Source organism: Streptomyces sp. NPDC048718 (assembly GCF_043198875.1).
Lineage (GTDB): Bacteria > Actinomycetota > Actinomycetes > Streptomycetales > Streptomycetaceae > Streptomyces.
In genome coordinates this window covers 105,425-121,163 of sequence record NZ_JBICVG010000019.1, presented here as the reverse complement: position 1 = coordinate 121,163, position 15,739 = coordinate 105,425, and the positions used below count along the sequence as shown (strand labels likewise).

Here is a 15,739-nt window from a genome sequence, read left to right as displayed (position 1 = left end):
GAGGTACGCAGCCCCGCGAGGTCACGGGCATCCGGCCGTGCGCCGCGCCGGTCGTTGCAGGAGACTTTCGTTCGGATGCACGAGAGCGGGGCCTGGAATCCGGTCGGCGTCGGCGCCCCCGGGACGGGCACCGTCTCCGATTCCGGACCGGGTTCGAACCTGGCCCAGACCGAGGCGCTCCGGTCCGAACTGCCCGGTCTGCTGGCCGAACTCGGTGTCAGGAGCCTGCTGGACGTACCGTGCGGGGACTGCTTCTGGATGTCCAGGACCGCACTGGACCTCGATCACTACATCGGTGCCGACATCGTCCCCGCGCTGATCCGGCGCAACGAAGAGCGCTTCGCGCGCCCGGGCCACGAGTTCCGGGTCGTCGACCTCACCCGGGACCCGCTCCCCCGGGTGGACATGATCTTCACTCGCGACTGCCTCGTCCACCTCGGCGACGAGGACATCCGCCGCGCGCTCGACAACATCGTACGAAGCGCCTCCACCTACCTCGCGACGACGACCTTCACCGAGCGGACCGAGAACCCCGCCGACATCGAGGCCGGCGGCTGGCGCCCGCTCAACCTCCGCCTCGCACCGTTCTCCCTGCCGGAGCCGTCGCACCTGCTCGACGAGCGGTGCACCGAGGTGTACGTGACGGCCGAAGACGGGGTGGAGACCGAGCACCGGTTTCCCGACAAGTCGATCGGCGTCTGGCGCATCGCCGACCTGTGAGGGAGTCACCATGGCATCCGAGGGTTCCGGCGGTACGCCCGATGCGGTGAGCGTCGTCATTCCGGCCCGCAACGCCTCCCGGACGATCGGCGAGCAACTGGCGGCGTTGAGCCGGCAGGACTACCGGGGCGAGTGGGAGGTGATCGTCGCGGACAACGCCTCCACGGACGGAACGGCCGAGGCCGCCGCGCGCTGGCGGGGTGCCGTCCCCTCCCTGTCCGTCGTACCCGCCGGTGCCCGCCCGGGAGGCAACCACGCCCGGAACGTCGGAGCCGCACACGCACGAGGGGCGCTCCTGCTGTTCTGTGACGCCGACGACGTGGTCGCGGCCGGATGGCTGTCCTCGATGGCCGCGGCACTGCGGCAGGCGGACATCGTCGGCGGCTTCCTGGACCTGGAGCTGCTCAACGAGCCGGGTGTGGGCTGCTGGGAGCCGAACGACCAGCGCGAGAAGGGCCTCCCGATCGGCCTGGGTTTTCTTCCGTACGCCGTCGGTGGCAGCCTCGGGGTACGCGCCGCGGTGCACCGCGAGCTCGGCGGCTTCTCCGAGGACTACGTCAGGGGAGCCGACGAGGTGGAGTTCTGCTGGCGCGCCCAGCTCGCCGGTTTCACCATCGCCTTCGCCCCCGGCGCGGAGGTGCACTGCCGGCTCAGACGCGACCGCTGGTCGGCCTTCAAGCAGGGGTACGGCTATGGGCACGGCAGATTCCGCTTGTACCGGGACTTCGCTCACCATGGCGTCCCGGCCCGCGACCTGCCGACGGCGGCCCGGGAGTGGACCCGGCTCGGGCTGACCCTGCACCATCTCCTGTCCCCCAGACGGGGAGTGCGCTGGATGTCCGCCGCCGGAATGCTGACCGGGAGGACCGCCGGCAGCCTCGGACATCGCTTGCCCCGCCTGAGCGACGCGCCTCCGCCCGTGTGAACCGGATCGCCGCGGTCGCCTCTTGCGGCCGACGCGACGTCATGGCCGCTCCCAAGAGCGAGACGACTGTGGAAGCTCTGCCCGTGCCGCCGCTCAGAGGCAGACGGAGCCGGGTACACAGCCGGTGATCGGCACGGTGGTGAACGCCTCCGCGTAACGGGTGTTGATGCGGGCACCCCAGAGCCGGCCGAGGGTCTCGGCCATGGGGCCGAAGACCAGCTCGATCGGCTGGCTCGCGTGCTCGCGAAGCGCGGCCATCTTGGTGTCGAAGGTCGCGGTGGCGTCCACGATCACGTCGGCGCGGACCGGTCCGTCGAGGGCGAGGGAGTTGTAGGTGTCGCAGGTGTAGAGGCGAAGCGGGCGGCCGGTGGCGATCCGGGGCTCGAGGATGGCGTCGAGCACGGCGGTGCCCACGGCCCGGTGGTCGGGATGGACGTCGTTGAGGGGGTGGGTGATGACGACGTCCGGCTGGATCTCCACCAGCAGCCGCTGCATGGCCGCACGGTCGAGCCGGGGAACCTGGCGCAGGCCGGCTCCGAGGATCGCCGCTCCCCTGCCGGCCTCGGCATCGCGGACGTCGTCGCTGTGCGGGACGACGACGGTGACGGTGGAGTGCTGGGCGTGGAGGGCAAGGGTGGCGCCCGCCCACAGTTCCGCGTCATCGGGGTGCGCGAAGGCGGCCATCACCGAGCCCGGCACGGGATCGGTCACCACAGCCCCGGCTTCCCGGCGCGGCCTGCGGGATTCGGCGGTCGGGGGCTCACCCGACCGCCGGAGAGGCGGGGCATCCCTCCGTCGCGGGTCGTGGTGTGCGGCGGGGCCGCGGTTGCGGACATCGGGACAGTCTCCGGAAAGAGGGCAGCGATTCGGTGGCACGGACCGGCCGCGCCTCGCGCACGGCCCCCGTGTGCCTTCAACACAGCATGCGGCACTTCAAAGGCCCTGGTCGCGCTGTGCTCGTTCAGATGGAGCAAGCCCCACGGCGACCGCGCGAACCTCTGCCCGGCCAGGCGGGCGGCATGGCTGCGCCCCATCGAGAGCGACGGAGTCACCCGGTCCGGACAGGTGGCGTCCTGCGACGGCTCCGACGACTGGGAGGTCGTCTGCACCGAGCTGCCGCTGACGCTCCGCCATCTGGCCTCCCTGACCTGGCAAGACGCCTTCGACGCCGCACTGCTCCCGGCTCCGCTCGGCGATCGGCTGCCCGCCGGGGCGTGGCTGCCGCCGCCGGAACTCCCGCTGCGTCCGCGTCGTGCCCTGGCGCCCCTCGCGCCGCCCCGAACACCCGCCGAGGTCGACTCCTCCCGGGTGGAAGGTCCCGGCCATCGAAATCCGGCAGGCCACCCCGCCCCGGGCGCCGAGCCTGCGCGAGTTCGCCCCAGGCGCGGCGCCTGGCGCGCGTACAGCACACCAGGACCGCGCCGCGCCGGTCAGGTCCTTCCGGCCCCGGCGAAGGCCCGGGGCCGGAAGGGATCAAGCTACGCCTTGTCGAGGTAGAACTTCTCGTCCCCGCCGCCGTTGGCGTTGTACTGGGCGTTCACCGTTCCGCCGGGACCGGTGGCGGTGGTGACCCCGCTGCCGGTCACCATGCGCAGGAAGATGTTCGCGAAGGTCGCCGACTCGAAGGAGAACGAACCGTCGGCCTGGGCACGGGCACGGAACTTCTCGTAGGGGCCGATGAAGGCCTGGCAGTTGACCACGCCCCCGGCGCTCATGTCGGTGGGGACCCCGGTGCCGTCCATGCGCAGGAACACGTTCGGGAAGGCCACCGACTCGAACGCGTACGAGCCATCGGCCTGCGGCCGGACCTTGAACGTCGTCCAGGCACCGGTCCCGTACTGACAGTTGACCTTGCCGCCACCGGGGTCGCTGGGGGCGGTCACACCGGTCCCGTCCATGCGCAGGAACACGTTCGGGTAGTGGGTCGACTGGATCGTGACCGGAGTGTCGCCGAGCTTCGCGAGGTCAGCTTGCGATAAAGCCATGATGGCTGTTCCCTTCCGAGGAAAATGGCACGGACGAGTCGTCCGAGCCGGATGAGCGCCGCCGTCGGCGGACTTCACGGCGCTGAGGTGAGGGCGGTGCTGGAGGAACGTTTCCGCCTGATCGGCTACCGCGTCGCGGCGGAATTCCTCGGACCGAACCGCACGGCCCTACCGGGTCCGTGATCGGCTTCCCTTGAAGGGAGAAGTCCACCAAAGTGCGAAACAGCGTGGCATGCGGACGTAACACATGCTTTCTTCCCCCTTTTCCTGCAGTAGCAGGCCCCGGCACGGACTGTATGGGGGCGGGCACAGTCTGTCTACCCCCGGCGTTTCGAAGGAGCGCGCCCTCAGCGCGGCGACGTCGCCGCGCCGGGAATCGGAGGAGTCGGGACCAAAACAGGTGCGGGTCGCGCCGTCCGGTTCTGGCCCTCCTCTCAAACACCCGCCCCATACCGTCGTGCCATGACCGGAGAAGGGAGCGTGCGGTGAACGGTAGAGCTGGTTACAGGCTCGAGGGTTCGCGCAGAGCGCCCCGTGGCCACACCACCGCACGCCGGAGCCGCCCTCGCCGTTGCGGAGCGAGTCTTTACCGGCCCGGCAGCGGGCAGACGTTCGCCGGATCACCGCCGCCGGCGCAGCGCTCTCCTACCCACCTCAGCGTCCCGGCCGCCCCACGGCCCCTGCCGGGCCCACTCGCCGTCGTCCACTGACAGTCAAGACGGGCTGATCCTCACGTGGTCCCCGAGAACGATCGAGGGGCCGTTCCAGATTGCTCTGAAACGGCCCCTCGATCTACGACTCTTTCGAGTCGGGACGACAGGATTTGAACCTGCGCCCCCTTGACCCCCAGGAGTGAGGGTCAAGTGTATTTTCCGGATATAGCAGACTTAATCCGGGTGCATAACGTGCGCATGACGGCCCGTCGTGCATCACCGCGCATGCCGTGTGGTCCCCAAGTGGTCCCCAACCTGGGTACGCCCGCGTCCTCATCGTTGCTGTGCTCCATCACCCCGAGGGGAGAGACCACGGGTTGCCGCCTTCCTCCCTCCCGGGCGGTTCTGCACCGACGAGCCGCTACCACTCGACCGACTGGATCGAACTCCCCTTCGCCTCACTACTCGTCCGGATGAGATCTCCGGTCCTGGGTTCCGGGTCCTCCTCCCAGCCCAGAAGACTGGCCGCGGCGGGACTCGTTCGCGCGCGCCTCATGACGCATCTGGTCAGACGCATCTGGTCAATCAGCCCCGCAGGGCCACCGACGCGGCTCAAGGATCGGCGACGCGCTGAGCCGCGTCCGGGGCGTGCCGGTGGTCAGGCCGTGCGGGGCTGTAGCGCATCCGTGGATGCGGAGGAGGAACCGGTGACGGCACAGGTCGATGTGGTGCGCAAACTGCTCGAAGAGGCTCGCGGCGAAACGGTGGAGATCCCGGTCGAGACACTGGGCTTCGGCGACCGGTTGCGCGTGCTCTTCCCGGAGGGCGTGCTCCGCGTTCGCGCGAATCCGATCGAGAGCGAGGGGGTCACCCGGTCCGGACAGGTGGCGTTCGGCGACGGCTCCGCGCCACTGTGCCTGAGCGTCCGTCCGGACGGGCCGCACGGCGCCACGGCCGCCGTGGAGGTCGAACTGCCGGCACCCGGGGCGTCCGCCCACCTCCTCGCCCGGTGTCTCGGGTTCGAGCTCCCGCCACTACCGTGCGCGGCCACGGACCGGCTGAGCCTGTCGCTCGATGACGCGGCCGGCGCTGCACTCACCGCGGCCGGTCCGCACACACGCGTACAACTGCACACGAACGCCGGCCGCGTGTTCCACGCCGCCGCCGACGGCTGGCAGGTCGTCTGCACCGACCTGCCGTTGACACTCCGCCGCCTGGCCGTCCTGACCGGGAACGACGCGCTGGGCGCCGCGCTGCTCCCGGATCCGTTCAGCGATCGACTGCCCGCCGGAGCCTGGCTGCTGCCGCCCGATCTTCCGCTGCGTCCGCGTCGCGCGCTGGTGCCCCTCGCATTGCCACGCCCGGCCGTCACGACTGATTCCTCCCGGGTGGACGGTCTCGGCCGTCCGCTGCCCGCGCCACGGCCGAAGAGCCTCCACCCGCACGGCGGTGGGATCCGTCCGGCCCGGGCCGTCGCCACCGCCGACGGCTTCGCGCTCCTGGCGGGAGGTGGAGACGGGGGCGGGCGCGGCAACGGGCGCTGGGATCTGCACATCGGTGAGGACGGCTCGACCGTCAGCGTCGACTACGACTACAGCCCGCTGCGGGTCTCCGGGGCGCTGGCGCTGCTGCCCGCGTCGGAGCCGTACGAGTCGGTCGTCGGCGGGGTGCTGATGTTCTCCTTCGGAGGGGGCGCGGGTGAGAACGGGAAGCCGTCCCAGGGCCTGTACGGAACGGGCATGGGCGCGTACGTGGTGCCCCGGTCCGGCGCGGCCAAGCCGTCGTTCTTCGGCTACGCCGGCATCGGCGGTGACCCGGGTATCGGCATTCCTGCGATCCGGGTCACCGGGATCTCGGCCGGTCTGGGCTGGAACAGTCGCATCCGGCTTCCGGAGATCTCCGAGATCGGGAACTTCCCGTTCCTGAGGGCGCTGGACGATCCGGGGGCGATCGGTGCCGAGCGAGAGGATCCGGTCGAGATCATCAAGTCGCTCACCACCGGCGACGACGCCTGGGTCGCCCCGGTCGACGACGAGCTGTGGGTGGCCGCAGGTCTCGGGTTCAGCATCGCCGAGTTGATCACCGGTCGGGCCCTGGCGGTGGTACAGACGGGTCCGGAGCTGACCATCGCGCTGCTGGGCACCGGGGCGGCCGAACTGCCGAAGGGCGCCGGCCGCAAGTACGCCCGGATCGCCGCCGCGCTGCGCGCCGTACTCAAGCCGAACCAGGGCGAGCTGGCCTTCGACGCCGAGCTGACCGGTGACTCCTTCGTCATCGACCCGAACTGCAAACTGCGCGGCGGCGTGGCGTTCCGGGCCTGGTTCGGCACCAGTCCGCACGCCGGCGACTTCGTCTACACCGTCGGCGGCTATCACCCCAACTACGACCCTCCAGAGCGGTATCCGGTGGTTCCCAGGCTCGGCTTCGACTGGGATCTGACGGGCTCGGTGACCATCTCCGGCAGCGCCTACCTGGCGATCACACCCGCTGCGGCGATGGCCGGCGGCAGTCTGGACGTGCGCTTCCACTCGGGCGTGGTCAAGGCCTGGTGCACCGCGAAGGTGGACGCGCTGATCCAGTGGAAGCCGTTCTACCTGGACGTCGGCCTACAGGTGCGGATCGGTGTCTCCGCCTCCGTGAAGATCGTCTTCGTGCGGGTCACCATCACCGTCGAGGTCGGGGTCTCACTCGGGATCTGGGGGCCGCCCACCGGCGGTCAGGCCAAGGTCAAGCTGTGGTTCATCTCCTTCACCATCAACTTCGGCAAGGGTCATGAGAGTGCGGGCAAGGTCCTGGACTGGCCCGGCTTCGCCGGGATGCTGCCACCCCCGGCCAACAACCTGCGGGTCACCCCCGGGACGGGACTGGTCGCCGAGAAGCACCCTGACACCCTCGGCGACGACCCGTACTGGGAGGTGTCATCCAACGGCTTCACCTTCACCACGGACAGCACCGTACCGGTCAGCCGGATGTTCCTCGGTGATGCCACCGAGCCCGCGGAATCCGGTGACAGCGTCGACATCCGGCCCATGCGCCGACAGGGACTGACCAGCGGTCAGCGCGTCCGCGTCACCAGCGGCACGAGCCCGGTGGATCCGGCCGACTGGTCCCGCTCCCGCAGCACCGCCACCATGCCGGCCGAGCTGTGGGGCCCGGGCAGCCCCGGGAACCTGCCCAGCGGCGACCGGCATCTCGTCAAGGACCAGCTGGTCGGCGTACGGCTGACCTCGCCCGCACCGCGCCACGGCACCTCCACCGGTTACATGGACGAGAAGGCCCTGGCCTTCGACCCGGTCGCCCCCGACGGCGTTCAGCCGCTCGATCCCGGCGCGGACCCGGCCGGTGCCGTCCCCTGGCGCCCCGACGGCGTCATCGCCACCATCGCCGCCACCATCGCCGCGTCCGGCCAGACCGCCGCCCGCAGCCGCCTGGCCGGGCAGCTCGCCGCGCTCGGCCTCGATCTCGGCACCGTGGACAGCGACCTGTCCCGGTACGCGCTGGCCGCCCGGACCGCCTTCACCGCCGAGCCCATGCTCGTGCCCGCCAACTGAGACAGGGGACAGCGCCGTGCCGCCCACCGTCAGTACCCGCACCCGGTTCCTCGACCACCGCATCCCGTCCCTGTACGCGGGCCGCTACCAGATCACCGTCGACCAGGACATCGACTCCCTCAACACCGGCTCCACCCTGCCCGACCGCCACCAGGAGTTCGTCGTACGCGAACAGCGCTTCTCGGTGGCCGACTCCGAGGTGCACGCCCGCTACCCGGTGCCCGGCGCGAGCGGTACGTACAGCCAGATCCTGCCGCACATCACCCTCGACGCCCCTGCCCTGCCCTGGTCCCGGCTCCTCAGGGACCATCCGGAGGGCACCCCGTGGGTGACCCTGCTGCTGTTCCGCGAAGACGAACTGCCCCAAGACCCTCAGGCGGTCGGCAAGGTCACCGTCTCCACCGTCCGCAAGCTCCTCGACGGGCAGGCCGGTGACGGCAGGGCGCCCGAAATCGACGACAGCACCCTGCTCGACGGCGAGGCCGAAGCCGCCTGCCGCAGCATCCTCGTCCCCGCCGACGTGTTCACCCGGATCCGGCCCGCCGTCGACGAGCTGGCGCTGCTCGCACACATCCGCGAGGGCGGACCGCCGGACGCGGACCACGTCCTCGGGACCGACCCCGAGCCGCTCGCCGAGGACCTGAACGCCGTCGTGGTCGCGAGCCGCTTCCCCTCCCAGGCCGGTGGCCGGCACGTCGCGCACCTGGTCTCCCTCGAAGGGCACGAGGCATATCTGACGGCCGCCCCGCCCAGCGAGGGGCTGCGCCTGGTGTGCCTGCAGTCCTGGGCGTTCGAGACCCTGCCCGACTCCGGGATCGGGTTCGGTGATCTCGTACAGCACCTCGCCACCGACCCGGACCCGCTGCTGCGCGTCCCGCTCGCGTCCGGCGGCGCCGACGGCGACGCCCTGGAGCGGTTGCGCGGTGGTGCCACGGCGCTGCCGCAGCGACTCGACTCCGGCGAGCGCAGTTTCGGGTTCTACCGTGGTCCGTTCACCACCGAGCCCGCCCAGCCGCTGCCCGCACCCGCCGAGCCCCGGCTGGAGTCCGCCGGCGAGGCGCTGGTCTACCTGGAACAGTGGGGCGTCTACGACACCGGGTACGCGAGCGCGTTCAGCCTCGGTCGCGCCCTGGCCCTGGCTGACGCGCCCTTCCGCAACCGGCTGCTGGAGTTCCGCAAGGCCGCCCGCCGCTTCGCCCGCCGCCTGGCCAGGCATCCCGAACCGGCCGACGCCGGGCTGAGCGCCCTCGACGCCGGTCGCGCGCTCCATGCCAACGTGGCCCGGGCCGGCTTCGACCGGCTGCTGGAGGGCCGACTGGCGGCGGCGCTGGGGCGCGGCGGCGCCGAACTGGCCGCTGCCCCGCGCCGCCCGGCGACACCCGCCGGGACCGCTTCGGCCCGGCTGTCCGCGCTCGACCTGCGCGCCGGGCTCGCCCAGTCGCGCACCCGCGAGGTGCTGCGGGCTGCGACCGCCGAGCAGCTGGACCCGGTGCGGGAGTGGCTGGACCGACTGGCCGTGCTGGAGATGGTCCCGTTCGATCATCTGGTGCCCGATCCCCGGATGCTGCCGCCGGAGAGCATCCGCTTCTTCCACGTCGACGGCTCCTGGATCCGCGCGGCCGTGGACGGCGCGCTGAGTGTCGGCGTCGGCCACGCGCTGGACGCCGATCTGAACGCGCTGGCCTCCGGCATCCAGGATCCGCCCGCGTCCGGGGTACTGGTCCGCTCCGAACTGATCCCCCACTGGCCGCGCACGCTCTACACCGGATTCCGCGGCGAGGACACCGTCGATCCGGTACGGCGTGCCCAGTTCGGCAGCGACGTCCTGCTGCTGCTCTATCCGCAGGTGATCGACACCTTCGCGATCGCCGAGCCGCCGCAGGGCCTGCACTTCGGCATCGGCGATGTCGGCACCGTCGAACTGCGGCGTCTGAGCGGCGACATCGGGTACCCAATGGGCGAATTCCCCGACGACGACGGCGGGTTCGGGCGATTTCTGCGCTCCGAGACCAACGGCTCCGCCGGCTCCGACAGCACGGACGTGCTGGACATCGCCGGCAAGCTGCTGCCCGAACTGGCCGCGGCCCACCAGCTGCCGGCCCTGTCCCCGGCGCAGTTCGCCCTGCAGATGATCAAAGCGCCACAACTGCAGACCTTCGCCCGGCCCTGACCGGCCCGCATCCACTCCTGAAGGGGACACCCATGCCCAACGACAACCTCGTGGTGCCGGTCGAGGTCGCGGCGTTCGCGGTCAACGCGCAGACCCGCGACACCGACGGCAGCTACGTCATGCAGCGCTGGCAGGCCAACTTCGTCCCGCTCGTCGACGACAACGCCGCGGCCGAACCGCTGCCTTTCCACGGCACCGAGAACTGGCGCGGCGACCCCGACCGTCTCGGCGTCTACCTCCACTGGCAGCTTCCCGAGGCACTGGCCCAAGGCCACCAGGACCAACAGACAGGAGAGATCGGGGACTTCCCACTGGTGCCCAACCGCTGGCTGGTGGTGCGCCGAAGCAGCGGCGGTGTGCGCTCGTGGATCGTGCAGAGCGACTACCTCGACCCGCGCGAGGGCTCCGTCTCTTATCTGGACCCGCACGCTGAGACCGCCACCGCCACCAAGATCGGCCGCCGGGTCGATCTCGCCCCGGGAAGTCCCTGGCAGGAACCCGGCGACCGGCAGTTCCTCACCGCCATCGGCCCCGGACTGCTCACTTTCTCCGTCTTCCAGCCCTACAACAAGAACGTGTTCTCCCTCCACGACACCCTGGAGGACATCGATGGCGACGACCGGCTCAGCTACTGGGTCGCCGGCTGGTGCTCCGACCCGGATAGCGACATCCTCACCGCCGGCCCGAACGCCGACGAGCCGTTCGAGGACCTGCTGCGCCGCCTGGAGTGGAGCCTGGCCCCCGGATATGGCAGCCCCCGCCGCTCCCTGTTCACCGGCAGCGCTCTTGGCGTCGACTGGCGCCCGGGCGGCGGCGTCTACCCCTCCGCCAGCCCGCTCGCCCGCGACATCGCCGTCTCTCTCGGGCACAGCGCCGCCGAAGCCGCCGGCGTCCTGCACGAACAGTCCGCGGGCGGCGACGCGCTGACCGGCGAAGACGCCCGCCTTTACAGCGCCTTCGCGCTCGGTGTGCTGAACGAGTACGACCGGGCCGACGGCGAACTGTTCCCTGAACGCGCCGCCCACGGCTCCGGCTTCGGCCCGGTGCCCGGTGGCTTCGCCTGGCGCCTGCTCGACCACGAAGACGCCGGCGCGGGTACGGCCCGCTCCGCGGCCGACCGGGCCCGCGAGCACACCCTCGGCCAGGACGTGCTCGCCGAACTCAACCGGCACCAGCGCGAACTCGACTCCCTGGAACGAGACCTGGCCGACGCCCGGCAACGGCTCTTCGTCCTGTGGTCGCTGTCCCGGGAGCCGAAGCGACCCGGCTTCTTCGACTCCCGTATCGGCCGCGAACTCGACCCTGGCCACGCGGCCGGCACGGCAGGCCGGGTCGACGCGCTCGCCGCCGAAGTGACCGCCAAACGCGCCGGACTCCCCTGGGCCACCGAGCCCGAGGAACTCGTCGCCCTCGCCCGCGCCTACGCCACCCGAAAGGGCCTCGGCACGACGCAGGAGCTGCAGCGCCTGCCCCACGAGCCGTTCGACCAGCACACCGACCCGGTGTTGATGCTCCAGGGCGCCCGGCTCAGCGCCCCCATGACACGGGGCTCCCTGCTGCCCTGCCGGGTGGAGGAGCGCCTGGTCACCGCGATCGGCCCGCTCAACGCCCACACGGTGGCCGACGAAGCAGACCAGGTGAACACCACCGGCCTGCCCGGCCCCCTGCGTGCCCTGGTCACCGAGTTCCTCCTCATCGACCAGGCCCGCAGGACCGGCGTCCCGCTCAGCGACGCCACCGGCATGCTCCCCGAGTACGGAGCCGACCCGTGGGAGCAGCCCTGGCAGCCGCTCTATCTGATGTGGGAGGCCGAGTACACCGCCATCCCGTTCCTGGAGGGCGCCGAGGAGCGCTGGGCCTTCGACGGCAACCACTATCGCTGGCAAGGCGAAGGCAAGGACCGCCTGCCCCCCGCCGTGACGATCAGCGGACGCCAGATGCTCGCCCCCACCAGCGGCTACGACCAAGAAGGCCAACTGAACAGCCACGCTCACGGCCGCGCCGACCTGCCCGAGCCGCTGCTGCACGGCGTCCGCGAGCAACTGCGCGAACTGGACCAGCTCTCCCAGAACCTGGACAGCCTGAGCGCCACCGTCGGCCAGCGGACCACCGGCACCCAGCCGGCCCCCGCCGGAGAACTCGGTGAGCTGGTCGGCACCGGAGCCGGCCCCGCCCCCGATCCCGGCCCCCAGCCCATTTTCGAGTGGGACGACTGGGAGCCCTCCGACTTCCAGGAACTGCGCGCGGGCCAGCTGCTGTTCACCCGGCTCTCGGTCGTCGACCGGTTCGGCCGCGCGGTCAACCTCATCAATGATCCGCTCCACTTCGACCGGCTGCGCAAACCCGACTCGATGACCCCCCGGCACACCGTCGGCAACGTCCAGACCGACCGCTACGTCGAACTCGGCCCCCGCCTGCTGCAACCGGCCCGGCTGAACTTCGACTTCCTCGACGCCACCGCCGACCACGACGTCGACCTCACCGCCGGCACCAACCCCGTCTGCGCCTGGCTGCTCCACAACCGCCTCGACCGCTCCCTCGTCTGCTACGACCCCGCCGGCCACGCCCTCGGCGACCTGCGCACCGTGCTGTCCGCCGACGGGCACCACATCGTCACCTGGACCGCCCTGCCCCACTCCCCCGTCCAGCGGCTCGACGAGCTCGCCGCGCTCTCCCCACACGCGCACCGGTTCCTCGCGGCCGTCCAGCAGCGCGGCCCGGCCGTCCTGGACGCCGTACGCGCCCAGCTCGACGCCACCCTGGCCGTCATCGACCCCGACGGACCCGAGGACCAGAGCCTCGCCTTCCTGCTCGGACGTCCCCTCGCCCTGGTCCGCGCCCGCCTGGACCTCCAGCTGTGCGGCCCTGTCCGCAAGGACGTCACCTGGCAGCAGGTCCTCGACCCCCCGGAGCCACAGATGCCCGGCTACCAGTGGACCATCCGCCTCGGCGAGGCCCTCCAGACCGACGACGGCCTCATCGGCTACGTCCTCGACGACGACTACGACCACTTCGAGACCGTGCTCGAACCGCGCGGCGAACACGACGGCTATCTGCGTCCCATCGACCACGGCGAACGACTCAAGCTCGCCTTCGCCGACGACAGCAGCTCCGTGGTAACCCTGCTCATGGACCCACGCGCCGCCGTCCACGCGACCACCGACATCCTGCCCGTCGGCTCCGTCTTCGTCCCGCAGCGGTTCACCGACACCGCCCTCGCCGCCATGGCCGTCAACTTCCGCACCGGCCCCCTCCTGATCGCCACCACCGCCGACGGCGCCGCCACCCTCCCCCAGCCGGCCACCGCCACCGGCACCTGGTCCTGGACCGAACCGGCCGGCCCCGGCTGGACCGAGCAACCCATCACCGTCCCCGACCCGGCCTCCCTCCCCATCGGCGACCACCCCGAGATCCGCTCCGGCTTCCTCGTCCTTCGGGACGCCGCCCAGCAGACCCGTACCCGCCGATCCACCAACGCACAAGGAGCCCGCTGATGGCCACCATCGCGCAGTACACCGCCACCGAGGCACCCACCGACGGCAACGGGCCGTTCAACGCCCCACCGCTCTACTTCGAGCTGGACACCAACCCGGACCCGGTCCGGGTGTCCCCCACCACCGGCGACCCGGAACGCGCCGACTTCGTCCTCGTCGGCAGCCGGCGCAGTTCGACCGCAATCGACTGCCGCAAGATCACCATCACCATCCCGACCGGCACCAACTCACCGGACCTCACACCGGACTTGAACGGCATCGCCGCCGACATCAGCATCAAGGACTGGACACCGACCACCAACCCCCAGGCCAAGACGATCACCTTCACCCCCACCGCCGACCACGCCGTGATCGGCCGCGACGAGGGCATCACCGTCCAGCTCATGGGCATCCGGATCAACACCCAGGTCGGCAGCGCCCCGCTGCGCATCGATGTCGAATGGCGCGCGAGCGACACCGACGATCCGTGGAACAGCGACCCCACCGTGATCGACGTCGGCAAGTTCCCGCCCGACTTCTACCTGCGCAACTTCATCACCGAAGAACTCATCATCGACAACGGCGACTCCGTCAAACTCAATTGGGAGGCCGGCGGCGCCTCCTCCCTCAAGCTCCTCTACGACGTCGCCGAAATCAATGTCCTGGGCAAGCAGACGTACACCGTCCACAACGTCCGCAACAGCACCGTCTTCTACCTCCGAGCCACCGTCCAGGTCGGCAACAACACCGTCGAACGCATCCTCTCCACGACCGTCACTGTTCGCCGCCCCGACCTCGAAGTGCGCAACCTCGTCGTCACCGGCGACGTCACCGCCACGTCGGGGACGGTGCGGATCAAGGACCTGCGCGGACCGTACGGGGTCTCCCTCAAGATCAACAGCAACACCGTGTTCCCGACGGGCAACAATGTCACCGTCACCGACAACCTCACCACCGGCAGCCTGACCGCCACGTCGGGGATCGTACGGATCAAGGACCTGCGCGGACCGCTCCAGCAGCCCTTGAAGATCAACAGCCACACCCAATTCCTCACGGGCAACAACGTCACCATCACCAACGCGCTCACCGTCGGCGGCAACACCGCCGTCACCGGCAACCTCACCACCGGAGGCAACGCCACCATCACCGGCAAGTTGACGGGCAGCGGCGACGTCAGCTTCGAGAAGCAGACCGTGCGGATCAAGGATCTGCGCGGCCCGTACAACGTCCCGCTCCAGATCAACAGCCACACCCAGTTCCTGGCCGGCAACAACGTCACCATCACCGACAACCTCACCGTCGGGGGCAAGGCCGTCATCTGCGCGGGAGAAACCGTCCAGATCACCACCAGCTACTTCAGCGGCACCCGATACCTCAACGGCACAGGCAGGGAAACCCACAAGGACCACAACGGCACCAGCTGGCCCGTCACGATGTGGGCCGACGGCGACTCCGCGAGCAAGCTCCAGATCAAGAAGGCCTGACCTCGCGACACCAGGGCGCCGCGTGTCCGCGACCACAGGAAATCAGGTGAACACCCGCCTGTACGGTCGCAGGCCGACGCCCTGGGCAGTCATGCCTCCACCCTGCGGCCCCGTTCGGGGCCCACGCACACCAAGATCCGGACCTTGCCCAGGCCGGCACCCTCCTGGATGCCTCGGCAGAACGTTTCCCCTGGGCAGCTCGATTTCCGTGCTGCCCGCCAGCAGACCAGGAATCTGCTGAGTGCGCGGGTCCCTTCGCGGAAACAAGGGAAACACCCTGGTCACGACTCTTCGGCGGGCGTGGTGGTCGTGTGTGGTCGCACGCTGAGGGTGTCGGACCTTTCCAGCCTCGTGGAGGCGATCGCCATGCGTACCAGCACCGGCCGAGGCCGTATCTACCGCCGCTGTGGCTGCCGGGACACCCACCGAAGCTCGCCGCCGGCCGCGGCCAGACCACCCTCTACCGGTGCCTGGCCACCCTCTCCAGCACACTCGGCGACGCCGTCCGCCAGCACCGCCTCCCCCACAACCCCGCTTCTCCCCCGGTCCTGCGCCGACCGCCGTCGCCCGAGCGACGGATCTGGACCGCGGAGGAGGCCGCTCGCTTCCTCCGTAGGTCGGTCGACTAACCGGCCGGCGGCGTCGGAGCGGCCGCCGCCCGCGCCCGCACGGCGAACTGGTCGACGGTGTCGGCGCGTACGCCCGAATCGCTGAGATCCGCCAGCGCTCGCGGACCTCGGTCAGGGCGAGCGGCACCGTGCGCTTGGCGGGCGGGTCC

Annotated in this window: 9 protein-coding genes; 7 read left to right on the top strand and 2 right to left on the bottom strand. The window is 70.7% G+C overall.

Annotated elements, in window-relative coordinates:
* Positions 1-75: 75 nt before the first annotated feature.
* Positions 76-720: a class I SAM-dependent methyltransferase gene (locus ACGFRB_RS29455; RefSeq protein WP_393247347.1), complete on the top strand. Its 645-nt coding sequence runs from the start codon at positions 76-78 to the stop codon at positions 718-720.
* Positions 721-730: 10 nt separating this feature from the next.
* On the top strand, positions 731-1,645 hold the full coding sequence (locus ACGFRB_RS29450; RefSeq protein WP_393247346.1) for a glycosyltransferase: 915 nt from the start codon (positions 731-733) through the stop codon (positions 1,643-1,645).
* A 93-nt stretch (positions 1,646-1,738) separates the two neighbouring features.
* Here the strand turns inward: ACGFRB_RS29450 and ACGFRB_RS29445 are convergent, their stop codons facing one another.
* Positions 1,739-2,359, bottom strand: coding sequence for a PIG-L deacetylase family protein (locus ACGFRB_RS29445; protein WP_393247344.1), 621 nt, complete (start codon positions 2,357-2,359; stop codon positions 1,739-1,741).
* A gap of 351 nt (positions 2,360-2,710) precedes the next feature.
* On the opposite strand from ACGFRB_RS29445, the gene ACGFRB_RS29440 reads away from it, so the two are divergent.
* A complete protein-coding gene (locus ACGFRB_RS29440; RefSeq protein WP_393247342.1) occupies positions 2,711-3,142 on the top strand; it encodes a hypothetical protein in 432 nt (143 codons plus the stop codon).
* Here the strand turns inward: ACGFRB_RS29440 and ACGFRB_RS29435 are convergent.
* Positions 3,124-3,630: a hypothetical protein gene (locus tag ACGFRB_RS29435; protein ID WP_363004700.1), complete on the bottom strand. Its 507-nt coding sequence runs from the start codon at positions 3,628-3,630 to the stop codon at positions 3,124-3,126. The two genes, ACGFRB_RS29440 and ACGFRB_RS29435, sit on opposite strands and share 19 nt — an antisense overlap.
* A gap of 1,360 nt (positions 3,631-4,990) precedes the next feature.
* On the opposite strand from ACGFRB_RS29435, the gene ACGFRB_RS29430 reads away from it, so the two are divergent.
* From ACGFRB_RS29430 to ACGFRB_RS29415, 4 genes are read left to right on the top strand one after another with little or no spacing between them, the layout of a single operon-like run.
* Positions 4,991-7,834 (top strand): DUF6603 domain-containing protein, encoded by a 2,844-nt coding sequence (locus ACGFRB_RS29430; protein WP_393247340.1) that lies wholly within the window; start codon positions 4,991-4,993, stop codon positions 7,832-7,834.
* Between the two features lie 16 nt (positions 7,835-7,850).
* Positions 7,851-10,004 (top strand): hypothetical protein, encoded by a 2,154-nt coding sequence (locus ACGFRB_RS29425; RefSeq protein ID WP_393247339.1) that lies wholly within the window; start codon positions 7,851-7,853, stop codon positions 10,002-10,004.
* A 32-nt stretch (positions 10,005-10,036) separates the two neighbouring features.
* Positions 10,037-13,498 carry a hypothetical protein gene (locus tag ACGFRB_RS29420; protein ID WP_393247337.1) on the top strand — a complete coding sequence of 1,154 codons (3,462 nt, stop codon included), beginning with the start codon at positions 10,037-10,039 and terminating at the stop codon, positions 13,496-13,498.
* Entirely contained in the window at positions 13,498-14,961 is a 1,464-nt protein-coding gene (locus tag ACGFRB_RS29415; protein WP_393247335.1) for a hypothetical protein, read from the top strand. The genes ACGFRB_RS29420 and ACGFRB_RS29415 overlap by 1 nt, the downstream gene beginning before the upstream one ends.
* The last annotated feature ends 778 nt before the right edge of the window (positions 14,962-15,739 follow it).